General features: G+C 62.8%; 20 protein-coding genes. 16 read left to right on the top strand and 4 right to left on the bottom strand.

Features of this window, described 5'->3' with window-relative positions:
- The first annotated feature begins 25 nt into the window (after window positions 1-25).
- From tssF to H7995_RS03250, 6 genes are all read left to right on the top strand, one after another.
- Window positions 26-1,786 (top strand): type VI secretion system baseplate subunit TssF, encoded by a 1,761-nt coding sequence (gene tssF / locus H7995_RS03275; RefSeq protein ID WP_166590960.1) that lies wholly within the window; start codon window positions 26-28, stop codon window positions 1,784-1,786.
- Window positions 1,750-2,847 (top strand): type VI secretion system baseplate subunit TssG, encoded by a 1,098-nt coding sequence (tssG, locus tag H7995_RS03270; RefSeq protein WP_166590961.1) that lies wholly within the window; start codon window positions 1,750-1,752, stop codon window positions 2,845-2,847. Before tssF ends, tssG begins: the two co-directional genes overlap by 37 nt.
- A complete protein-coding gene (gene tssJ / locus H7995_RS03265; protein ID WP_166590962.1) occupies window positions 2,828-3,364 on the top strand; it encodes a type VI secretion system lipoprotein TssJ in 537 nt (178 codons plus the stop codon). Before tssG ends, tssJ begins: the two co-directional genes overlap by 20 nt.
- Window positions 3,365-3,367: 3 nt before the next feature.
- Window positions 3,368-3,799: a type VI secretion system baseplate subunit TssE gene (tssE, locus tag H7995_RS03260; RefSeq protein WP_166590963.1), complete on the top strand. Its 432-nt coding sequence runs from the start codon at window positions 3,368-3,370 to the stop codon at window positions 3,797-3,799.
- Window positions 3,800-3,823: 24 nt separating this feature from the next.
- A complete protein-coding gene (locus tag H7995_RS03255; protein ID WP_185817980.1) occupies window positions 3,824-4,999 on the top strand; it encodes an OmpA family protein in 1,176 nt (391 codons plus the stop codon).
- 303 nt (window positions 5,000-5,302) lie between these two features.
- The gene (locus H7995_RS03250; RefSeq protein WP_185817979.1) at window positions 5,303-5,482 is read left to right on the top strand and encodes a hypothetical protein; all 180 of its coding nucleotides are present in this window, start codon (window positions 5,303-5,305) and stop codon (window positions 5,480-5,482) included.
- A 12-nt stretch (window positions 5,483-5,494) separates the two neighbouring features.
- Here H7995_RS03250 and H7995_RS03245 read toward each other — a convergent pair whose 3' ends face one another.
- The 3 genes from H7995_RS03245 to pdxR form a co-directional block, all read right to left on the bottom strand.
- Window positions 5,495-6,760 carry an MFS transporter gene (locus tag H7995_RS03245; protein WP_185817978.1) on the bottom strand — a complete coding sequence of 422 codons (1,266 nt, stop codon included), beginning with the start codon at window positions 6,758-6,760 and terminating at the stop codon, window positions 5,495-5,497.
- Window positions 6,761-6,798: 38 nt separating this feature from the next.
- Window positions 6,799-7,869 (bottom strand): sugar phosphate isomerase/epimerase family protein, encoded by a 1,071-nt coding sequence (locus tag H7995_RS03240; protein ID WP_185817977.1) that lies wholly within the window; start codon window positions 7,867-7,869, stop codon window positions 6,799-6,801.
- A 112-nt stretch (window positions 7,870-7,981) separates the two neighbouring features.
- Window positions 7,982-9,490 carry a MocR-like pyridoxine biosynthesis transcription factor PdxR gene (gene pdxR, locus H7995_RS03235; protein ID WP_185817976.1) on the bottom strand — a complete coding sequence of 503 codons (1,509 nt, stop codon included), beginning with the start codon at window positions 9,488-9,490 and terminating at the stop codon, window positions 7,982-7,984.
- A gap of 225 nt (window positions 9,491-9,715) precedes the next feature.
- Between pdxR and H7995_RS03230 the strand changes: the two genes are divergently transcribed.
- From H7995_RS03230 to H7995_RS03200, 7 genes are all read left to right on the top strand, one after another.
- Window positions 9,716-10,696 carry a quinone oxidoreductase family protein gene (locus H7995_RS03230; protein ID WP_166590965.1) on the top strand — a complete coding sequence of 327 codons (981 nt, stop codon included), beginning with the start codon at window positions 9,716-9,718 and terminating at the stop codon, window positions 10,694-10,696.
- A 14-nt stretch (window positions 10,697-10,710) separates the two neighbouring features.
- On the top strand, window positions 10,711-11,559 hold the full coding sequence (locus H7995_RS03225) for a TauD/TfdA dioxygenase family protein (protein WP_166590966.1): 849 nt from the start codon (window positions 10,711-10,713) through the stop codon (window positions 11,557-11,559).
- An 85-nt stretch (window positions 11,560-11,644) separates the two neighbouring features.
- Entirely contained in the window at window positions 11,645-12,697 is a 1,053-nt protein-coding gene (locus tag H7995_RS03220; protein ID WP_166590967.1) for a beta-keto acid cleavage family enzyme, read from the top strand.
- 91 nt (window positions 12,698-12,788) lie between these two features.
- Window positions 12,789-14,120: an MFS transporter gene (locus H7995_RS03215; protein WP_166590968.1), complete on the top strand. Its 1,332-nt coding sequence runs from the start codon at window positions 12,789-12,791 to the stop codon at window positions 14,118-14,120.
- Window positions 14,117-14,782 carry a DsbA family oxidoreductase gene (locus tag H7995_RS03210; protein WP_185817975.1) on the top strand — a complete coding sequence of 222 codons (666 nt, stop codon included), beginning with the start codon at window positions 14,117-14,119 and terminating at the stop codon, window positions 14,780-14,782. The genes H7995_RS03215 and H7995_RS03210 overlap by 4 nt, the downstream gene beginning before the upstream one ends.
- Window positions 14,779-15,105, top strand: coding sequence for a Rieske (2Fe-2S) protein (locus H7995_RS03205; protein ID WP_166590970.1), 327 nt, complete (start codon window positions 14,779-14,781; stop codon window positions 15,103-15,105). The genes H7995_RS03210 and H7995_RS03205 overlap by 4 nt, the downstream gene beginning before the upstream one ends.
- Window positions 15,102-16,112, top strand: a complete 1,011-nt coding sequence (locus H7995_RS03200; RefSeq protein WP_166590971.1) for a YeiH family protein — start codon at window positions 15,102-15,104, stop codon at window positions 16,110-16,112. The genes H7995_RS03205 and H7995_RS03200 overlap by 4 nt, the downstream gene beginning before the upstream one ends.
- A 211-nt stretch (window positions 16,113-16,323) precedes the next feature.
- On the opposite strand, the gene H7995_RS03195 is transcribed toward H7995_RS03200, so the two are convergent.
- Window positions 16,324-17,361, bottom strand: a complete 1,038-nt coding sequence (locus tag H7995_RS03195; protein WP_166590972.1) for an AraC family transcriptional regulator — start codon at window positions 17,359-17,361, stop codon at window positions 16,324-16,326.
- A 354-nt stretch (window positions 17,362-17,715) separates the two neighbouring features.
- Between H7995_RS03195 and H7995_RS03190 the strand changes: the two genes are divergently transcribed.
- From H7995_RS03190 to H7995_RS03180, 3 genes are all read left to right on the top strand, one after another.
- Window positions 17,716-18,282, top strand: coding sequence for an RBBP9/YdeN family alpha/beta hydrolase (locus H7995_RS03190; RefSeq protein ID WP_166590973.1), 567 nt, complete (start codon window positions 17,716-17,718; stop codon window positions 18,280-18,282).
- 129 nt (window positions 18,283-18,411) lie between these two features.
- A complete protein-coding gene (locus H7995_RS03185; protein ID WP_182340337.1) occupies window positions 18,412-20,424 on the top strand; it encodes a DUF1302 domain-containing protein in 2,013 nt (670 codons plus the stop codon).
- Between the two features lie 40 nt (window positions 20,425-20,464).
- Complete coding sequence (locus H7995_RS03180) at window positions 20,465-21,823, top strand: DUF1329 domain-containing protein (protein ID WP_166590975.1); 1,359 nt, start codon at window positions 20,465-20,467, stop codon at window positions 21,821-21,823.
- Window positions 21,824-21,833: the final 10 nt, after the last annotated feature.

Below are 21,833 nucleotides of genomic sequence, written 5' to 3'. Positions count from 1 at the left end.
ATTGACCAGGATGTTTGCTCAACACATGGAAAATCTGACATTGCGTTACTTCGACGCCGAGATGCGCTACTTGCGCGAAGCGGGCAAGGAGTTCGCGCAGGCCTTCCCGGACCGGGCGGCCCAACTTAACCTCGACAAACCAGGGGCACAAGACCCTTACGTGGAACGACTGTTCGAGGGTTTTGCTTTCCTTATGGGGCGGCTCAGGGAAAAGCTCGACGATGACCTGCCGGAATTGACGGAGGGACTGGTCAGCCTGCTGTGGCCGCATTACCTGCGCACGATTCCCTCGTTGTCGGTCGTCGAGCTGCTCCCGGAGTATGCACAGATGAAGGGCAGCGAAGTGCTCGCCAAGGGGTTTGGCGTGCTGTCGCAACCCATCGGGCCACAGCGTACCCGCTGCAGCTACACCACCACCGAAGACCTGACGCTGCAGCCATTGGCCCTGCAATCCCTGCGTCTGGCGTACGAACCGGACGGACGTTCGGTGCTGCGCCTGGGTTTTGCCTGTGGTGCCTTGGCGGACTGGAGCCAGGTCGACCTCAGTCGCTTGCCGCTGTACCTCAATGCCGACGCGCCGCTGGCCAGCGCGCTGCACCAGGCACTGACCCTGAACGCTCAGGCGCTGTATGTGCGTTGGCCCGGCGCAGAACGCGAGGCATTGGACGGGCACTTCGCGGCCAAGGGCTTCGCCGACGAGGATCGCTTGTGGCCCAAGGGCGACAGCGCCTTCAGCGGTTATCAGTTGCTGCTGGAATATTTCACCTTTCGCGAGAAGTTCATGTTCGTCACGCTCTGTGGTCTCGAGCACGTGCACGTTCCTCCCGGTACCAGTGGCTTCGAACTCGAGGTGGTACTGCGTGAAGCCTGGCCGCAGGCGTTTGCCCTGAGCGCCGAACACCTGCGCTTGCATGCGGTGCCGGTGATCAACCTGTTTGCGCTGGAAGCCGATCCGCTGAATCTGGCGCCCTTGCAAACCGATTACCTGCTGCGGCCAATGCGATTGCAGGACGGTCACACCGAGATTTACTCAGTGGATCGGGTCTCGTCCACCCGGCAGGGTGCCCGCCACGACTACGTACCTTTCAGCAGCTTTCGGCACAAGGGTGGCATGCTGCGTGACGAAGCCCCGGAGCGCTATTTCCATACGCGCTTGAAACGCGGCGCCAACGGCCGGCATGACACCTGGCTGATTCTTGGCGGCGAAGGTTTCGACGCCGATCAACTGGAAAATCGCGAGAGCTTGTCATTGCGCCTGACCGGCACCCACGGGCAGTTGCCGCGCAAGGCCTTGCAAAGTACCTCCCTCGATACCCTGGTGCAATCGACCCAAGTCGGTCTGCGGGTGCGCAATCTGTGTGCGCCGACCATGCCGTGCTACCCGCCGAACCGTGATCGTTTTCATTGGCGCGTGCTCAGTCACCTGGGCTCCAATTTCCTACCCATGCTCGACAGCGCCGAAGTGCTGCGCGGCACTCTGGCGCTGTACGACTGGACGGGAAGTGAGCTGAATCGACGGCGTCTGGCGGCCATCATCGAAGTCCGCCACCACCTGATCCAGCGTTTCGAAAAAGGCTTCCTGCTGCGTGGGGTGGATATCGAAGTCACCCTGGATGCCAATGGTTTTTGCGGTGAGGGCGACATCAGCCTGTTCGGCGAAATGCTGCACCGATTTTTTGCCGTGTATGCCGATATTCATTTGTTCAACCAGCTCACGCTGATCCTGCAACCTACTGGAAAGTGCCTGCGATGGAACGAGAACCACAGTCAGCGTATTCCCGGCTGAAAGCCTCCGGTCTGCTGGAAGCATTGCAGGGGCAGGTAGCCGAGGCCAATTTGTACCGCTTCTGTCAGTTGCTGGAGCAAGCACTGCCCAATCACCCGCCGCTGGGCAGCACCACACGGCCGGCGGATGACCCGGTGCGCTTTCGCCCGGACCCTGGCATGGGATTCCCCGCCAGTGAGCTCAAGGCCATCGAACCTTGCGCGACCGATCCTAATGGCCCGGCGACGGTCCGCACCCGCCTACTGGGCCTGTACGGTGTCGACTCGCCAATGCCGACGAGTTTTCTCGACGACATTGCCCAGCGACGGGAGGGGCATGAGGCGCTGGAAGCCTTCCTCGACATCTTCAACCACCGGATCTTTACCCAGTTCTACCGCATCTGGCGCAAGTACTCCTACCCAGCGACGTTCGAAAGCGGCGGCAGCGATGCCACTTCGCAATGCCTGCTGGGCCTGATCGGGTTAGGGATTCCCGGTACCGCGCAACAGATCGCCACCCCCATTTCACGCTTCCTGGCGCTGCTCAGTGTCATGCGGCTGCCAACCCGCAACGCTGAAGGCGTAGTCGCCCTGGTCAAACTGCTGGCACCCGATACCCAGGCCCGCGTGACGCCGCATTGGCCGCAGAAAGTGCCGTTGGTCCAGCCGGCCAGTCTATGTGCAGGCCGTCCGGTGTGTCTGTCCCAGGGCACGCCACTGGGGCGTGCCGGGCAAGACGTCAATAGCCAGATGCACCTGGCGCTGTTTACCGACGATGCAGTCCAGGCCCGGGGCTGGTTGCCGGGCGGCCGCTTGCACAGCGACCTGTTGGTGTTGCTGCGGGTCTACCTGGGTTGGCGGTGCACCGCACGCCTGCAGTTGTCGTTACCGGTGCGCAGCCTGCCACCGCCACTGCTTGGCAGCGCCGAAGTGCTGCTGGGCAAGACCGCCATGCTGGGGCTGGGCAGTTCGGCCAAGGCCGCTGCGCAGCACGCGAGCATCACGATCAACTTGGGTCGATATCAAGGCCTGCACATCAACCCCCAACTCAGAGAGGCACAGCATGTCGCGTACCCTGTTTAATGCATTGATGCTGGCGGCGCTGGGTGCGTCGCTGAGCGGTTGCGCAATGACCCAGGCGATATCGGATACTAGCAGCGCCACCGCGCGGGCAATTTTCTACAAGCAAGTGAAAACCCTGCACCTGGACTTCACTGCTCGCGCGTCGATCAACACCGCAGCGGATGAAATGAATGCGCTGGCAACATCAACCCTGGTGCGCGTCTACCAATTGCGCAGCCGTGATGCGCTGGACCGCACGACCTACGCCGCGCTGGTTGACGAGGGGACCCGCGCGCTGCAGGCCGACCTGCTGCATGAACAGGCTCTGGTGGTAAAGCCCGGGGAGGGCGCGCAATTGAGCGTGGCGCTGGATAAAGACGCGCAATTTATCGCAGTGGCCGCGCTATTTCGCGAGCCGGATACACAGGCCGCGACCTGGCGCCTGGTCCTGAGGCGTGACGATCTGGATCCGGACCGAGCCCGGGTCATCGAACTGGCGGACAACCGGCTGAGCCTGCGTCCGCTGGCGAAGGACTGAGGCATGGCTAACCCACCTTCGCTCTACGAAATACTCCTGCAGAACTTCGATGGCGAGCTGGATCTGCAGCGCGTCAACGAAGAGGACCAAGCGATCCTGTCGGTACTCGACAACCTGCAACGCATCCTCAACAGCCGCGCCGGCACTCTGGACCATCTGCCGGACTACGGTCTGCCGGACATGGGGCTGATCCTGCAGGGGCTGCCGGCCACCGCGCAGGAACTGATACGGACCATGGCCGCTACGCTGCTCAAGTACGAACCTCGCCTGGCCGCGTTGAACATTGAACTGTTGCCGCAGGTGTTACCCGGCCATCTGGACTATGCCCTTGACCTGCAACTCAAGGGCGGCGCGCGGGTCGCCTTCGGCACCACCCTGGCCCCCGAAGGCAAGGTGCTGGTGCGCCACTTGAAGCGCCAGCAGTCACTGGTGTGATACCTCCAACCATAAGGACCTCCGATGACCGGGTTGTTTGAAATGCATGTGCGCGTGGGCAACGATCCGCGCGGTTTTGCCGAGTTCCTGGTGCTGCGCGATGAACTGGCCAAGCTCAGCCATCCGGCGCGCCCCGATGTGGACTGGGCGCTGGTCGAGCAGTTGTGCCTGACGCTATTTCAAAAGAACGGCGCGGAACTGCAAACCGTCGCCGCCTTTGCCTTGGCCCGAAGCCATCGCCATGGCCTGGAAGGCATGGGACAAGGCCTTGAACTGGTAGCGACGCTGTCAGAGCAGTGGCTGAACCTGTGGCCGCCAATGGCGGCGGCCCGCCTGGATATTCTCGCCTGGCTGTTCAGTCAGTTGCCGCCATTGCTGCGCAGTCTGGTACTCGATACCCGAGACTTGCCTGCACTGGTTGATTTGGATGGGCAACTGGCGCGCCTCGTGCAACGCCTGGAACACCAGGTGTCGGCGCCTCTGGTGACCTTGCAGACACTGCGTCAGCAGGTGCATAACCTGATGCAGCGCCTGCAACGCAACGTATTGCCCGACCCGACGCCGTACGGGATCTGGATGCCCCAGGCGGAACCGGAGCGACGCTTGCCAGTGGTGATCCTGAGCCAGCCACCGGCACTACCGAGCCGGGAACCCCGCCGTACTCGACGCACGCCTTGGCTACTGGCACTGGTCGCCACGCTCCTCCTGGCGTGCGGGTTGGCCTGGAACAGTGGCTGGCGCCTGGCGGCTGACAGTGAAGGCCGATATTACTGGGTCAACAACAGCCATCAGGCACAACCCAGGCTAGAACCATTGCGTCTGCAAGGCTTGTTCGATGCCGGTAGCGCTGAGCTCAAGCCTGAAGCGAGCAACTCACTGCTAAAGGCCCTGGAGGTGTTCAAACCTCGGCCTGACTGGCTGATCGTGATCATCGGGCACAGTGACGCCACGGGCAGTGCCGAGCACAACCTGCAATTGTCACAAGCCCGGGCATCGGCCGTGCGTAGCTGGATGCAACGTTTGGGCGACATCCCGGACAGTTGCCTGGCGGTTCAGGGGTATGGGGCGAACCATCCACTTGCCAGTGACCGGACCGAGGCTGGACGGGCCGCCAACCGCCGTGTGGAGATTCGCCTGCTACCTGCGTCGGGAGCCTGCGCAGCAGCCTCTGTCGAGACCGGCGATTCTCACACCTCCTGACGTTGTCTACGGCGCAGTACAGCGAGGCTGCCGGGTTTTACCGGCGAAAATAGATTTAAGATGCGATAACGCTCAATTATTCCATCTTACAAACAGCGATTTAAGCGGCGTGCAGTTTTGCTTAATTGGTATGTAAATACATAGTACGTACCACACTCATAAAAGCCCGCTACAAATGCGCTGGCCTCGCAGGAGTGACAGGGTGAGCGCCATCCGAAGTTGATTGGGGATTCGCGGGGACCCCGTCACTCGGCGCGGCTCTCGGTCCACTTCACTCGGCCAGGGATTCATTACGACTTTGGTTTGTCGCGCGGCAGGACCACAGCTGGTGCCGAAGCGGTACGCCAAGGCCTGGCCGAACAATTCGACCAGGCCTTGGGCCGCGAAGGAGGGAAGCACGAATGGCAGATCGTCAGTGCCGACTTTGCCGAAGGCACCCGCGCCATGCTGGAGCGACGAGTGCCGTTGTTTATCGGAGCCTAGAGACTCGCCGGATCAGGCGTGTGCGACGTCAGCCCCAGCGGTGTCCCGGGCGTTCTTGCGCACGGCCTGGTACAGCAGGCTGGAGACCAGGAAGCCCACAACGGCCAGCAGGCTCATCAGGCTGAACACATAGTTGTAGCCTTGCTCGCCCGGGAAATGGTCGAGAATCGCGCCGTAGATGACGTAGGCGAACATACCCGGCGCGTAACCGATCAGGCAGCCGATGCCAAAGGCTGAACCGGTGATGTGCTGGGGAATGCCGACTTCGCCCATGGGGGCCCAGAACACCCCGCGCATGGAAAATACGATCAGCGCGAAGGATAGGGTGGCGGCCATGCCGGCGTAGATGTAGCTCGGGCTTTTGGGTATCAGCATGATCACGCCCATCAACGGCAGCAGCGCCAGGAAAGCCCATTTCAGGTAGCGACTGGTGCTCTTGAACTGCTTGTCGGCAATAAAACCACCGGCTGGCCCGCCGAGGATCTTCAGGCAGTACTGGTTAATGATGCCGTAGGCGCCCACCAGCGCCACTGGCAACTGGTACATGTCCTTGAGGTAGGGAATGAAGTAGGTCAGGCCGCAGTACACGATGTAGACCATGAACACGTTGAGGCTGACCAGCCAGATCCCCGGGACCTTAATCGCTTGCATCAGGTTCGACAGGCCGTTTTTCGCCTGCACGGTGGTCGACGTGGTGCCGCCCTTGAGCAGGAACCAGGTCAGTGTCCCGGCCAGGATGTCGATCACCGAGTAGAACAGGATCGCCGATTTCAACCCGGTTTCACCCGAACCCATGGCGACGAAGACCCCCAGGGCAGAAAAAGCCACCAGGGTATCGACCACGCCCCGGCCGCCCTCCAGCAGCCCGAACAGGCGTCCTTGTTCCTGGTCGTCCCCCAGGTTGCGTATGGCCTTGAGCAGTGACGGCCAGAACAGGCAGTCGGCGCACACCGCCAGCAGGCTGAAGACAATCAGCAGGTTGCTGAAGGGCGGGAAGGTCGCCAGGTACAGGCCCAGGCCACCGGTCCCCAGCAAGCCCAGGGGAATCAGCTTGCGTGTGTCATAACGGTCGGCCAGCATTCCGCCGACCACAAACAGCGCGGTCGCGATGATCGCGTTGGCGCTGAGCAGCAAGCCGATTTCAGTGTGGGTCAAGCCCATGAACTCTTGCATGGGGATGTAGAAGGCGTCCTTGAGGTTCGCCAGTTTGTAGATGGTGCCGCCACCGAGGATCAGGATCAGGAATCTGAGCCATTTGGCCTTGTCACGAGTTGTCATTGTTATTCTCCAAGCGTCTTCAGGGTGTCGCGTCAGGTTCAGGCGGCTGTGCAGGGAGCCAGGGTCAATTCGGCCAGGGTGCGCAACTCGGCCAGCAGGCCACGCACATAAGCGACCTGGTTGTTGGCCCAGCGGTGTTCATCGGCCAGCATCCGCTCCAGGGAGTAGCCGGCGGGTAACGGCGTATCACTCATTTCCCGGTAGGCAATGAACGGGTCGGCGGTTTCGTTGGACTGGCGGAACGCCGGGGCTACGTAGTGGTTTTCCTGTTCGAGGATGAAGGCGATCACCTGGGGACTGGATTCGCCCAGCATCAGCAGCTCGAACAGCATGCGGGCACTGGGCAAGTCGTCTTCGGCGCTGCCTTGCAGCACGCCGTAATGACCAAAACCGCTGTGCTCGGGGACGATGCGCACGCCCTTGAGATGGACCTGACGGATGTGCGGTGCGAGGTTTTGCAGGGCCTGCAGGGGCTGTTCACAGGCATTGATCATGTTGCCGAAGTCGAACAGGGCATGCAGCCGAGGGTGGTTGAGGCGGCTGAGCAGTTGGGCGATCTCGGCGCTCTTGAGTTCTTCGTGTTGCTCGAAATCGAAGTACAGGTCATGGGTCTCGGCCTGTTGCGCGAGGTAGTGCAGGTCGGACTCGATCAGGTCCATGACTTGCGACAGTGCGCCTTCGTAGCGTGAGTACACGCGGATGTTGCGTACCCCCAGGGCGCGGGCAATGGCGACCACCTGATCGACATCCGGTTTGCGGGTGCTGCTGATCTCCAGGTGCACGTCCAGGCCCAGGGCCCTGGACTTGTCCGCAAAGGCTTGCAACTGTGGGGCGCTCATCTGGCTCAGGCTATTGGCCTCACCGTCCAGCAGGTGCAGGCTCAGGCCCTGCAGTTCGTGACGATAGGCGAAGTCCAGCAGGTCGGCGGGGGTGACACGGCCGTGAGTCAGGTTGGTCAGTAGGGGATAGGCATGGGCAAACAGGCGCAGTTGGTCCAGGCGTTCGAGCAACCGTTGCGCCAGTGCTGCAGTCAGCGTCGCGGGCGCTTGGGCAGCGCCGCCCTTGTGGCTGAGCAAGGTGTTGAAGCGTTGTTGGATCTTATTGTTCATTCGAGTGGTTCCTGGTTCAGACACCGGGTCTACCGGCGCAACCTTTATCGCGCCAGTCAGGAACTCTCGATAGATCCATTATCGGTTAAATCATAAGACCACTTGCCAGGCCTCAGCCCGCTGCTGGCAGGCACCCCATGTCGCGCAAGGCCAGGGCGAGCGCCGCGACGCGCTGCGGTGCCTGGTCCTCGGGAGTGCTGGCAAAACCGATCAGCAGGGCCGGTGGCCGGCGATGTTCGATGCAGTAGTCGCTCAGGGCATAGGTGTAGATATGACGCAGCGTCAGCTCCCGGGCGATGAACTGGTCATCCAGCTGCGCTGGCAACCAGGCGATCAGGTGCATGCCGGCGTCCACGGGCGTGACCTGGAAAAAGCCCCCCAGCTGTTGTTGCAATTGCTCGACCAGCGCCTGCTGACGAGCCTGGTACAGCGCGCGCATGCGGCGGATATGGCCGAGAAAGTGGCCCTCGACCATGAAGTCGGCCGTCACGGCCTGCAGCAACGTCGGAGGGCTGCGATCCATGACCGCGCGCAGGGTGCAAAACGGCGCGATCAGGGCCTGGGGCAGAATCACGTAGCCCAGCCGCAGGGAGGGAAACAACACCTTGCTGAACGTGCCGACATAGATCACCCGTGCCCCCTGGTCCATGGCATAGAGGGCCGGCAGGGGACGACCGTGGTAGCGGAACTCGCTGTCGCAGTCGTCCTCGATGATCCAGCTCTGCTGGTGCTCGGCCCAGTCGATGAGTTCCTGGCGGCGGGCGTAGCTCATGGTCACCCCCAGGGGGTGCTGGCGCGAGGGGGTGGTAAACACCAGGCGGGCGTCAGGGCAGCAGGCCAGGCCGTGCTGGACGTCGATGCCCTGATCGTCGATGGGCAAGGGCACCACGTGGCCACCCTGGGCCTGCAGGGCGATGCGCGCGGCGATATGCCCCGGATCCTCCATCCACACCCGGTCCTGGGGGTTGAGCAGGAGCATGCCCAGCAGGTTGAAGGCTTGCTGGGCGCCAGAAACGATCACCACCTGCTCGGTACTGCAGTCAATCCCCCGGGCATCGAACACGTACTGCGCGATCGCCGTACGCAGGGCCTGCACACCTTGCAGTTCGCCATAGCCGAGCATGGCCTTGCTCGGTTTGTGCAGGTGCCGGTTCATCAGGCGCTTCCACACCGCCTGGGGAAATGCGTCGTAGGCGCTGTGACTGGGCAGGAACGAGGTGGGGCTGCCAGGTGCCCAATCGGCATAGCTGATGCCCTGGAAATGGCTGCTGCGCAAGGACAATACCGAGTGGCTGAGGTCGGACAGGCGCGGCGGCTGGGGCAGGGCGTCGGGGTCGCTGCTGCCGCGGCTCTCCCACTCGGTGCCGACATAGGTGCCCGCCCCGGTGCGCGAGGCGAGGAAACCCTCGGCGATCAATTGGTCGAAGGCGTTGAGCAGGGTAATGCGTGACACCCCCAGCTCCTTGCTCAGGGTACGGGTCGACGGCAACCGCACGCCGCCCTGGATCCGGCCGCTGAGGATTTGCTTGCGGATCTGTAAATACAGCTGGCGGTACAGCGCGATAGAGCTGGCTCGGTCCAGCACGATGCCTGACAGCAGCAGGCCCGAAGGGGATTTCATCGCACGCTCGTCTAGAGGAGGTTGGGATTTGGCTGAAAGAGGGTACCCAGAGCCCAGGGATAAGTCATCCACGGCACCTTGGAGCCGTTGATCAGGCGCGCTCGGTTGTCACGAAATGAAAAGCCATTGTCGTCTGATGAGAAGCGGTGCCGCAGGCTGAGTCCTACAGTCCAATCAGCACAATTCGATGCCGCACGCCAATCTTGCAATGGAGAATAAGAAAACATGGCCAGAGCCGTCCGCTTTTACGAAACCGGTGGTCCCGAAGTCCTTCGCTATGAAGAGGTCGAAGTCGGCGAACCCGGTCCCGGCCAGGTTCGTCTTCGTCATGTGGCGGTCGGCCTGAACTATGCCGACACCTACTTTCGCAACGGCACCTACCCGATCCCGATGCCCAATGGCATGGGCGTGGAAGCTTCCGGGGTGGTCCAGGCTATTGGTGAAGGCGTCACAAACGTCCAGGTTGGCGATCGTGTCACCTACACCGGCTTTCTCAACACCCTGGGGGCCTACAGCACCGAGCGCCTGATCCCGGCCGCGCCGCTGATCAAGCTGCCGGAAACCATCAGCTTCGAAACCGCCGCCGCGATGACCATGCGTGGCCTGACGGCGTCGTACCTGATGCGCCGCATCTACGACTTCAAACCCGGTGACAGCATTCTGCTGCACGCCGCCGCCGGTGGCGTGGGCCTGATCGTTTCGCAATGGGCCAAGCTGCTGGGCCTGACCGTGATCGGTACGGTGTCGACCGAGGCCAAGGCCGAAGTCGCCCGCGCTCACGGTTGCGACCACGTGATCAACTACAGCCACGAAGACGTTGCCCTGCGGGTGCGTGAATTGACCGATGGGGTAGGGGTCAACGTGGTGTTCGACAGCGTTGGCAAAAACACATTCATGGGCTCCCTCGATTCCCTCAAGCGCCGTGGCCTGCTGGTGTGCGTCGGTACCGCTTCGGGGCCGATCCCGCCATTCGACCCAGTGCTGCTGGCGATCAAGGGCTCGTTGTTCATGACCCGCCCGGCGCTGGCGGACTACATCTCGGACCCGGCAGAGAAGGCCGCCCTGGCCGGTGAGCTGTTCGACCTGGTCGGCAGCGGCAAGATCAAGATCGAGATCAACCAGCACTACGCCTTGCAGGACGCCGTCCAGGCCCATCGGGACCTGGAGTCACGCAAGACCACGGGCTCGTCGATTTTCGTCATCTAAGGGGGCCGCCTGCCATGAGAGTCGAACAATTGACCTGCAACATCGGCGCGGAACTGATCGGCGTGAACCTCGCCGATGCGGTCCACGACGACGGTCTTTTTGCGGAGATTCGTGCCCAGTTGCTCAAGCATCGGGTGGTGTTTCTGCGCAATCAGGACATCAGCCGCGCCGAGCACGTGGCCTTCGCCCGCCGTTTCGGCGAGCTGGAGGACCACCCGGTGGCCGGCAGCGACCCGGACCACCCGGGCCTGGTGCGCATCTACAAGAATCCCGACCAGCCGATGGACCGTTACGAAAACGCCTGGCACACCGACGCCACCTGGCGTGAAGCCCCTCCCATGGGGTGCGTGTTGCGCTGCGTGGAGTGCCCGCCGGTGGGGGGCGACACCATGTGGGCGAACATGGTGGAGGCCTACGCGCGGCTGCCGGAAGACGTGAAGCTGAAGATTGCCGGGCTGCGTGCACGCCACAGTATCGAAGCGAGTTTCGGTGCCGCCATGCCCATCGAAAAACGCCTGGCGCTCAAGGCCATGTACCCCGATGCCGAGCACCCGGTCGTACGGACCCATCCGGAAACCTTGGAAAAGGTGCTGTTCGTCAACGCCTTTACCACCCACTTCAGCAACTACCACACCCCGGATCGGGTGCGTTTCGGCCAGGACGCCAACCCGGGGGCCAGCGAACTGCTGCGTTACCTGATCAGCCAGGCCCATATCCCCGAGTTCCAGGTGCGCTGGCGCTGGCAGCCCAACAGCATCGCGATCTGGGACAACCGCAGCACCCAGCATTACGCCGTCATGGACTACCCGCCGTGCCATCGCAAGATGGAGCGGGCCGGGATCATCGGCGACAAGACTTACTGAAACACCGCAACGGCATTCGCACTCGTACAAGCGCTGCCCGGCACGATCCCGGGTGCGCGAACAACCATAATAAAAGGAGTAACTCATGCAATTTTTTGACGATTCCCTGCACCCGGAAACCATGGAGAAGGTGGTCATCACCGTGGCCCCTTACGGCCCGGAGTGGATGCCCGAAGACTTCCCGGAAGACATCCCCCTGACCATGGATGAACAGGTGCAGAAAGCGGTCGATTGCTATGAGGCAGGTGCCACGGTCCTGCACATGCATGTGCGTGAACTGGACGGCAAGGGTTCCAAGCGCCTGTCCAAGTTCAACGAACTGATTGCCGGCGTACGGGAAGCCGTGCCGGACATGATCATCCAGGTCGGCGGCTCGATTTCCTTCGCCCCGGAAAGCGATGGCGAGGCGGCCAAGTGGCTGTCGGACGACACCCGGCACATGCTGGCTGAACTGACGCCCAAGCCCGACCAGGTCACGGTGGCGATCAACACCACCCAGATGAACATTATGGAACTGCTGTATCCGGAGTACCTGGAGGGCACTTCCCTGGCCAACCCGGGCATCCAGGCCGCGTACAGCGAAATGACCGTACCGGCCGGCCCGGCCTGGGTTGCCGAACACTTGCGCCGCCTGACCGCCGCCGGTGTGCAGCCGCACTTCCAGCTGACCGGCATGCACGCCCTGGAATCCCTGGAGCGCCTGGTGCGCAGGGGTATCTACATGGGGCCGTTGAACCTGACCTGGATCGGCATCGGCGGCGGCTTTGACGGCCCGAATCCATTCAACTTCTTCAACTTCATCCACCGCGCGCCGGACGGTTGCACCCTGACTTCCGAATCGCTGCTCAAGAACGTCATGCCGTTCAACACCATGTCGATGGCGATGGGGCTGCACCCGCGCGTGGGCAATGAAGACACTATCATTGATCACAAGGGTGATCGTTTCAGCTCGGTTGCGCAGATTCAGCAGACCGTGCGCATCGCTCATGAGCTGGGGCGCGAGATCGCCAGCGGCAAAGAGGCCCGCGAGATCTACCGCATCGGTGTGCAGTACCAGAGTATTGAAGAAACCCTGTTGGCCAATGGCATGGCCCCCAACCGCAAGGTGGGCGAGAAAGGTGTGCCGCAACGCGGCTGATCGTTGACGCGGGGGAAGTCCAAGGCTTCCCCCGCGCTGCGTTGCTACAAGCTCGATAACAACAATTACAACAATGTTTCGAGGAGGCTGAATGGCCTTTCATCCCATTGCCGCAGACGATGACGACGCCAGTGGTGTCGGTGTTGCGCGCAAATATGCCTGGATCGTCTTTGCCCTGACGTTCGGCCTGTTGATTTCCGATTACATGTCGCGCCAGGTGCTTAACGCGGTCTTCCCGATGCTCAAGGGCGAGTGGGCCCTGAGTGACGGCCAGTTGGGTCTGCTCAGCGGTATTGTGGCGCTGATGGTCGGCTTGCTGACATTCCCATTGTCGCTGATGGCGGACCGCTTCGGTCGGGTCAAGAGCCTGGCGTTGATGGCGCTGTTGTGGAGCCTGGCAACCCTGGGTTGCGCGTTGGCCCAGGACTACCAGCAGATGTTCATTGCCCGCTTCATGGTGGGCGTGGGCGAGGCGGCCTACGGCAGCGTGGGGATCGCCGTGGTGATCTCGGTGTTTCCCAAGCACCTGCGTGCCACCCTGGCCAGTGCGTTCATGGCCGGCGGCATGTTTGGTTCGGTGCTGGGCATGGCCCTGGGCGGTGCCATTGCGGCCAAGCTGGGCTGGCGCTGGTCGTTTGCCGGCATGGCGTTGTTTGGCCTGGTGCTGGCGGTGCTGTACCCGATCATCGTCAAGGAGGCACGCATTGCGCCGCAACGGGCTAACCAGGCAGCGAACAAGGTCGCCGCGGCGGTCAAGCGGCCGCTGCGCACCCTGTGCTCCAGCCCGTCGGTGATTGCTGCCTATATCGGCAGTGGCTTGCAATTGTTCGTCGGCGGCACGGTGATTGTGTGGATGCCCAGCTACCTCAACCGTTACTACGACATGGCCACCGACAAGGCCGGTGGCGTCGCGGCGATCATCGTGTTGTGCAGCGGCGCCGGGATGATCCTGTGCGGCATGCTCAGCGATCGCCTGTGCCGGCAATCGGCGCAACGCAAGGTGTCCCTGGCCATCGCCTATTGCCTGGGCAGTTGCCTGCTGCTGTCGGCGGCGTTCGCCTTGCCGCCGGGTCCTGCCCAGTTGCTGCTGATCTGCCTGGGGATGTTGATTGCGGCCGGGACGACCGGTCCTGCCGGGGCCATGGTTGCCAACCTGACCCATTACTCGGTGCACGGTACGGCCTTTGCCACATTGACCCTGGCCAACAACTTGCTCGGCCTGGCCCCGGGGCCATTCATCACCGGCAAGGTGTCGGATGTGATCGGCCTGCAGGCGGCGTTTCAACTGGTGCCACTGGTGAGCATCGCGGCGGCGGCGGTGTTCTTTTACGCCAAGTGTCACTACCACAAGGATATTGCCCGGCTTCAGGGCGAACAGGTCGACGATTCGGTTGGCCATGCGGTTGTAGAGGTGAAAGTGTGAGTGCTCGTTTACAGATTGATGTGTTTTTCGATTTCATCTGCCCCTGGTGCCTGATCGGCAAGCGCCAGCTGGAGCGGGCCCGGGCGCTGCTGCTCAGCCAGCAACCCGAGGTGCAAGTCATTGTTCAGTGGCACGGCGTGCAACTGTTGCCCCACATGCCGGTCGGCGGGCAGCCCTTCGCCGAGTTCTACAGCCACCGCCTGGGCAGTGCCGAAGCCGTCAGCCAACGCCAGGCCCAGGTCAAGCAGGCGGCGGAGGCGGTGGGGGTGGACATCGATTTCAGCCGCATCGCGACCATGCCCAATACCGCCGATGCCCACCGTTTGCTGGAACGGGCCAGTCAACTGGGCTCGCCAGCGCAGCGTGATGCCTTGCTGGAGCGCTTTTATGGCGCCTACTTCCAGCAGGGTAAAGACCTGGGATGCCGGCAGACCCTGCTGGCCATCGCCCAGGACTGCGGATTCGAGGCCGCGGCGGTCGAGGACTGTCTGCGTGGCGATGGCCAGGCGTTTGTCGGCAATGGCGCCGGCGCCGCCAGCGGTGTGCCGTGTTTTCAGTTCGATGGCCGACTGACGGTGGTCGGCGCGCAGCCGGCCGAAGCCCTGCTGGGCGCGATGCACGAAGCCCTGCTGGAAAGCGCGCGTGAGCGGCAGCCGGCATGAGCCGGCGGGTCCCTGTGCCTGCCGGAAAATTCCCGCAGGCAGGCGCTCGCGCACTGCTGGAACTGGAGGGTAAAAGCCTGGCGCTGTTCAACGTCGACGGCGAGCTGCTGGTGATTGACGACAGCTGTCCCCATCAGGGCGCGTCGTTGTGTGGCGGGCGCCTTGAGGGGCGGGTGATTCAATGCTGCGCCCACGGCCTGCGCTTCGATCTGCGCACGGGCTACCTGCTCAATTCCACCGCACTCAAGGTGGCCCAGTATCCGGTCGAGGTCATCGACGGCCGGGCATTCATCGTTTTCCCTTGCGAGGAGTCCGCGCCATGAGCGCCATCGCCCTTACCCGAATTCATAGCCGCACCCGCGAGCTGGCGCCGGGGTTTGTGGTCAGCCTGATCGTCGCCGCGGCGGCGTCGTTCCTGTCCGAGCACTACGGTGCGCCGGTCATGCTGTTTGCCTTGCTGCTGGGCATGGCCCTGAACTTTCTTGCGGGTGAAGGAACCTGCAAGGCCGGCATCGAGTTCACCGCCCGTACCGTGTTGCGCATTGGCGTGGCCTTGCTGGGCATGCGCATCACCCTGGAACAGATTGCCGCGCTGGGCTGGAAACCGGTGGCCCTGGTGGTGATTCTGGTGGTGGTGACCATCGGTGTCTCGGTAATCGCCGCCAAGGCCCTGGGGTTCCAGCGCCTGTTCGGCATGCTCACCGGCGGCGCCACCGCAATCTGCGGCGCCTCGGCGGCCCTGGCGCTGGCGGCGGCCTTGCCTAACCACCCGCAGAAAGAACGGGCCACGCTGTTCACGGTGATCGGCGTCTCGGCGTTGTCGACCCTGGCGATGATCCTGTACCCGATGATCGCCAATTGGCTGGAGTTGTCGCCGCAAGTGGCCGGGGTGTTCCTGGGGGCAACCATCCACGATGTCGCCCAGGTGGTAGGGGCCGGCTACAGCATGTCGACCGAGACGGGGGATACCGCCACGGTGATCAAGTTGATGCGCGTGGCCATGCTCCTGCCGGTGATCGTCTGTGCGGCCATGGTCACCCGCATGCAAGGCGCCGACCCCACGGGCAAGCGCCCGCCGTTGTTGCCCTGGTTTGCCGTGGGCTTCCTGTTGCTGGCCTGTATCAACAGCACCGGCTGGGTCGCCCCGGTGGTGCAGGGCACGGTCAACGAGCTGTCACGCTGGTGCCTGGTGGTGTCTATCAGTGCCCTGGGGATGAAGACCCAGCTCAAGGAGCTGGCTGCGGTGGGGATCAAGCCGATCCTGCTGATGGTGGGGGAGACGGTGTTCCTGGTGGTGTTGGTGCTGTTGTTGCTGCACTGGGGGTTGTAACGCCTGCGCAAAGCTCTCGACCGGTGCCACAAGCGTCGGTTGTTTCGGCGGTGACTGTGCCAGCGGTTGCCGCTTTTTTTTGCCCAGATATCCAACTATGTTGGCTGTGCTGGCCCCATCGCGGGCAAGCCCGCTCCCACGGCGGCTCATACCTGTGGGAGTGGGCTTGCCCGCGATGACGGTCCAGAGCGTACTCAGCCCGTGCCGGCGCCTACAGTTCTCCGGGGAGGTCGGTCGGCAGTTTGTTGCCCTGCTTTTGCGCGCTGCGCCATGCCGCCGGGGGCATGCCGAATTGGGTGATGAACCAGCGGGTGAAGGAACTGGCCATGGAGTAGCCGAGCATGTCGGCGATGCGTCCCAGGGAGTAGTTCGGGTTGTCCAGGTAACGCAGCACCAGGTCGCGCCGGACCTCGTTGATCAGGTCGTTGAAGGCGCAGCCATCTTCCTTGAGCCGGCGCTGCAGGGTGCGTACGTTCATGCCCTGGGTCTGGGCGATCTGCTCGATGGTCGCGCGGCCCATGGGTAGCAACAGATAGATCGCCTTGCGCACCTCGAACAACATCGAGGCGCCCTCGTGGCTCAGCAACGAATCGAGGTAGCTCTGGGCGTAGCGGGCCATGGCCGGGTCGGCATGGGGGTTGGTCATGTCGAGGCTGGCGTCGGAACACACAATTCCGTTGAACTCGCTGCCGAACTCCAGGGTGCAGCCGAACAGCCGCCGATGCAGTTGCAGGTTGTCGGGAGGCTGGTGGGTGAAGTTGACGCTGTAGGGGTGCCAATGGCTGCCCAGCAGGGCGGCGCACAGGCGGAACATCACCCCGATCGCCAGCTCGGTGGCCTGGCGCGAAGGCATGGGTGTCTCGGTGACCACTTCTTCGCGAATGAGCACCATCTTGCCGGCTTCTTCGATGAAAATCGCCAGCGAATCGTTCATCAGGTGGCGATAGTGCACCACCACTTGCAGGGCATCGCGCAAGGTCCGCTGGTGGCTGAGCAGCAGGCTGACCACGCCGAAGTCCGAAAGCTGGCGCGACTCGGCCATGCTCAGGCCGAAGCTCTGGCAGCCACTGGCCGCAGCCGAGTCTTCCAGCAGGCGCACGGCGGCATCGATCGGGATGCGCTGTTCCGGGGCGAGCAACTGGGCGCGGCTGAGGCCGACCCCGGCCATCACATCGCGTGGGTTGAACCCTAGGTACTGGGTGACTTCCAGGTAGTTGGTCAAGACGGCGGCGCGAACAAGCTTGGTCATGCGGAAGTCTTTCCTGAGCCGATTGCGATGGAAGCGAGCGGGGCGACTATATCCAGCACCTGATCAATTGAACAGTTTTGAAGTCAGCAATAGTCTGCCGCCGATTGTGCCCCGGGGCAGGTACGCTGACACCCGCCATCGGCGTCCACCCCTTGATTACAGTGGCCTGGCGCGCATCTGTCGAGTTTTGTGACCAACGGTCGTGCCGTCGCCCTGGCGGCAAATTTGTCATCAAAAGAAAAGTCACTGACGTCCAATGAAAAGCGTCGGGGGTAGGCGCTCTTTAATGTCAGCACTACAAAAAGCTTCTGGCGATAGAGCCAGTCGAGTCATCGAGAAAGCGTAGGTGTTGAAGTGGATAAACTGCAGACTGCCGCAACCGTTTTGATCGTACCGGGCTTGCGCGACCACGTTGCCGAGCATTGGCAAACGTTGCTTGCCGAGCAACTTTGCAAGGTGCGCAGCGTTCCCCCACTGACCACCGACAAACTGGACTGCGCCAAGCGCGTCGAGGCGATCCAGCACGCGCTGGAGCAGATCGACGGGCCGGTGATCCTGGTGGCCCACAGTGCCGGTGTGCTGATGGTTGCGCACTGGGCCGCCCGCCACACCCGCGCGATCAAGGGCGCCCTGTTGGTCGCACCACCGGACCTCGATGCCGCCTGGCCGCAAGGCTATCCGTCCCCCGAAACCTTGCGCACCCAAGGCTGGGACCCGCTACCCAATGGCCCGCTGCCGTTTCGCAGCCTGGTAGCCGCCAGCACCAATGATCACCTGGCCAGCCTCCAGGCCGTGCAACGCATGGCCCAGGGCTGGGGCGCCGAACTGCGCAACGTCGGCGCCGTCGGGCATCTCAACCCGGCTGCGGGCTTCGGCCCCTGGCCACAGGCCTACACCCTGATCCAGGAACTGGATCGTTAGTTCAGGCACCGCAAGACCCCGAGTCAACCGGCCAAGGCCCTCATTGCTGATCAGCGTCAACCCCTGGAACAAGGGGTGACGAGAGGGCGGCTGCGCTTAAAACAACTACAAAAAGGCGGAGACACGTTAATGCACAACAATAAGAGTCACGGCTTCACCCCATCGCGTTACACCTTGCTGGCCTCAGCCATCCTCGCCGCCAGCATGCCGGTCGCCCACGGTTTCGAGCTCGATACGGGGAACCCGGACTGGACCGCGCGTCTGGACAACACCGTCAAGTACAACTACGGGGTGCGCACTGAAAGTGCCGACAAACGCATGTTGGCGACGCCCAACAACAACGATGGCGACTACAACTTTCGCAAGGCCGGTACCAACATCAGCAACCGGATCGACCTGTTGACCGAGATGGACGTGGTCTACAAGAACAGCATGGGCTTTCGGGTCAGCGCCGCCAGCTGGTACGACAAGGCCTATGAAAACGTTGGCTCGAACTCCAATCCGTTCGTCAACGGCAACGATGCACGCTCCGGCCTGGTGGCCAATGACCCGCGCCTGGCGGGCGTCACCGGCGACAATGTCGGCAACGGCAGCCCGCACCTGAGCAACTACGCCCAGCGTTACTACACCGGACCGTCCGGGGAAATCCTCGACGCCTTCGTGTTCTACAGCACCGAGGTGGGCGAAGAGTCGTTGCTCAGCGTCAAGGCCGGCCAACACAACGTATTCTGGGGCGAAACCCTGCTCAACCCGGTGCACTCGGTCAGCTACGGCCAGTCGGGCCTGGACCTGGCCAAACTGTCGGCGTCGCCGGGCACTGAGGCCAAGGAGCTGTTCGTTCCGCGTAACCAGCTGTCGATGTCGTTCACCGTGAACCCGGAACTGACCGTCGGCGCGCAGTACTTCCTCGATTGGGACGCCGCCCGCTTGCCGGAAGCCGGCACCTACTATGGCGGTTCCGACCTGGTGGGTTTCGGCGCGCAATCGTTCCTGCTCGGCAACACCAACTCCGTGGTCCCGGGCAGCCCGCTGGGCTGTGGCCTGGCACCGTGCAACGGGTTGACCAACGTGCGTCGCGGGCATGACCTGACGCCGGGCAGCAGCGGTGACTGGGGGGTGATGGCCAAATGGTCTCCGGCCTGGCTGGACGGGACCCTCGGCGCCTACTACCGCAACACCTCGGACATCCTGCCGCAAGCTTGGTTGAACGCCACCGGGTTGACCTCGGCCAACCCCAACGGCACCCGTCCAGCCGGGCAAGTGCCGGCCGTGGTCAACACCCTCAACTCGTTGAGCACCAGTACCTACCAAATGGCCTATGCCGACAACATCCAGGTGTTCGGCCTGAGTCTGTCCAAGGATGTGGGCGGGGTGAGCGTGGGTTCGGACCTGAACATCCGCCACAACATGCCGCTGGCGAGTATTCCGGCGATTGTCAGTTCTTCGGGGCCGCTGGGCCTGGGCGCCGGCCTTGGCCTGTTGCCGGCCCGTACTGCGGCCACCGGTGTGGTCTATGACACCCCGAGCCGGGGCGACAGCATGAGCGCCACCGGTGACACCTTGCACTGGACCCTCAACGGTCTGATGAGCCTGCCGAAAACCCCGCTGTTCGACTCGGCCAACCTGCTCGCCGAGCTGTACTACAGCAACCTGCTCAAGCTCGATGACAAAAACGAAGCGCTGTACAAGGGCAACGGCAGCTATCGCGGAATTGATGCGCCGACCCGCGACAACTGGGGTCTTGCCGTCAACTTCACGCCCACCTGGTACCAGGTGTTCCCGGGGGTCGACCTCAACATGCCGCTGTCGGTCAACGTCGGGCTGGACGGTGTATCGCCTGTCTCCGGCGGCGGCGCCAAGGACACCGGCAACTACGCCGTGGGCGTCGGCGCCGTGGCGTACAACAAATACTTTGTCGACCTCAAGTACGTCGATTCCTTCGGCAAGTCCGACAAGTGTGACAACAGCGGTTCGAGCACCGGCGCAGCCAATGCCGGCAGCGGCGACGGCTCGACTCCGAATGCCTTCAGCGGTAACGAAAACTACGCCTGTTATGGCGGGGGCTACTCAGCCTTTTCCGGTGGCGGAGCCACTACCGAAGACCGTGGCGCTCTGTACCTGACGATGAAAACCACGTTTTAACTCACGAATCGCTGACTCGAGTCAGCAGGAGAATAACAAGATGAAATTCGTGCACACCGTGTTGGCTGCCTCACTGGCCCTGGTCATCGCCGGCCAGGCCCAAGCCGCCGTCTCCGCCCAGGAAGCCGCCAAGCTGGGCAGCAGCCTGACCCTGATCGGGGCGGAAAAGGCCGGCAATGCCGATGGCTCGATTCCCGCCTACAGCGGCGGCCTGACCACGCCACCGGCCAGCTTCAAGGCCGGCGACAGCATGCGTCCGGACCCTTTTGCCGATGAAAAGCCGGTGCTGGTGATCGACGGCAAGAATGCCGAGCAGTACAAGGGCGCGCTGACGGCAACCACCCTGGAGCTGGCCAAGCGTTTCCCCAGCTTTCACGTCAACGTCTACCCGACCCACCGCACCGTCACCTTGCCCAAGGCCGTGCTGGACAACGGCGTGAAGAACGCCACCGGTGCCAAGTCCCTGGAAGGCGGCCTGGCCATCGACAACGTGCTGCCTGGCGTGCCGTTCCCGATCCCGCAGTCGGGCAATGAGGCGATGTGGAACTTCCTGCTGCGCTACCAGGGGGTCAACATCAACTCCAAGTACGACTCCTGGAACGTCGATTCCGCTGGCGTGGCGAGCCTGGCGACCACCGGCCAGGCAATGATTTCCTACCCGATCTACGAAAATCTCGCGCAACCGATCAGCAGTGCCGACGTGTACTACCAGATGAAGCTGTCGTACACCGGTCCTGCGCGCCGGGCCGGCGAAGCGGTGATGCTCAAGGACGCCGCCAACCCGCTGCAGCAACCCCGTCGCGCCTGGCAGTACCTGCCTGGCCAGCGTCGGGTCAAGCTGGCCCCGAACCTGGCCTATGACACACCGAACCCGGGCACGGCCGGCGCGGGCACCTACGACGATGTGTTCGTGTTCAACGGGGCCCTGGACCGCTACGACTGGAAGCTGGTGGGCAAGCAGGAAATGATCGTGCCCTACAACACCTACAAACTGACCTACGCCCAGGATCCGAAGTCGCTGACCACCCCCAATCACCTGGCACCGGATTATGTGCGCTGGGAAAAACACCGGGTGTGGGTCGTCGAGGGCAACCTCAAGGCCGGCGCCCGGCACATCTACCAGAAACGCCGCTTCTACCTCGATGAAGACAGCTGGACCGCTCTGGCCTCAGACCAGTACGACGCCCGTGGCCAACTGTATCGCGGCTCCTTCGCGTTCCTCAGCCAGAGCTATGACAAGCAGATCCCGGACTCCACGCCTTTCATGATCTACGACCTGGTCGGTGGCTCCTACAACATCAACGGTGTGGTCGGCCCTTACGGCGGCATCAAGTACATCGAGCCGCTCTCCAAGGCGCAGTGGTCGCCGGAGTCCCTGGCAGGTTCGGGCATTCGCTGATCGGCAAGGA

Source organism: Pseudomonas kielensis (assembly GCF_014236655.1).
GTDB classification, from domain to species: domain Bacteria; phylum Pseudomonadota; class Gammaproteobacteria; order Pseudomonadales; family Pseudomonadaceae; genus Aquipseudomonas; species Aquipseudomonas kielensis.
The sequence above is the reverse complement of the archived record's forward strand: the minus strand, read 5'-3'. Positions and strand labels throughout refer to the sequence as shown.

Coding starts and splice junctions, on each gene's coding strand:
- H7995_RS03215 (WP_166590968.1), top strand. CDS start 12,789: ATGGCCTTTCATCCCATTGCCGCAGACGATGACGACGCCAGTGGTGTC.
- H7995_RS03180 (WP_166590975.1), top strand. CDS start 20,465: ATGAAATTCGTGCACACCGTGTTGGCTGCCTCACTGGCCCTGGTCATC.
- H7995_RS03245 (WP_185817978.1), bottom strand. CDS start 6,760: ATGACAACTCGTGACAAGGCCAAATGGCTCAGATTCCTGATCCTGATC.
- H7995_RS03225 (WP_166590966.1), top strand. CDS start 10,711: ATGAGAGTCGAACAATTGACCTGCAACATCGGCGCGGAACTGATCGGC.
- tssF (WP_166590960.1), top strand. CDS start 26: ATGGAAAATCTGACATTGCGTTACTTCGACGCCGAGATGCGCTACTTG.
- pdxR (WP_185817976.1), bottom strand. CDS start 9,490: ATGAAATCCCCTTCGGGCCTGCTGCTGTCAGGCATCGTGCTGGACCGA.
- H7995_RS03185 (WP_182340337.1), top strand. CDS start 18,412: ATGCACAACAATAAGAGTCACGGCTTCACCCCATCGCGTTACACCTTG.
- tssE (WP_166590963.1), top strand. CDS start 3,368: ATGGCTAACCCACCTTCGCTCTACGAAATACTCCTGCAGAACTTCGAT.
- H7995_RS03195 (WP_166590972.1), bottom strand. CDS start 17,361: ATGACCAAGCTTGTTCGCGCCGCCGTCTTGACCAACTACCTGGAAGTC.
- tssJ (WP_166590962.1), top strand. CDS start 2,828: ATGTCGCGTACCCTGTTTAATGCATTGATGCTGGCGGCGCTGGGTGCG.
- tssG (WP_166590961.1), top strand. CDS start 1,750: ATGGAACGAGAACCACAGTCAGCGTATTCCCGGCTGAAAGCCTCCGGT.
- H7995_RS03200 (WP_166590971.1), top strand. CDS start 15,102: ATGAGCGCCATCGCCCTTACCCGAATTCATAGCCGCACCCGCGAGCTG.
- H7995_RS03255 (WP_185817980.1), top strand. CDS start 3,824: ATGACCGGGTTGTTTGAAATGCATGTGCGCGTGGGCAACGATCCGCGC.
- H7995_RS03230 (WP_166590965.1), top strand. CDS start 9,716: ATGGCCAGAGCCGTCCGCTTTTACGAAACCGGTGGTCCCGAAGTCCTT.
- H7995_RS03220 (WP_166590967.1), top strand. CDS start 11,645: ATGCAATTTTTTGACGATTCCCTGCACCCGGAAACCATGGAGAAGGTG.
- H7995_RS03240 (WP_185817977.1), bottom strand. CDS start 7,869: ATGAACAATAAGATCCAACAACGCTTCAACACCTTGCTCAGCCACAAG.
- H7995_RS03205 (WP_166590970.1), top strand. CDS start 14,779: ATGAGCCGGCGGGTCCCTGTGCCTGCCGGAAAATTCCCGCAGGCAGGC.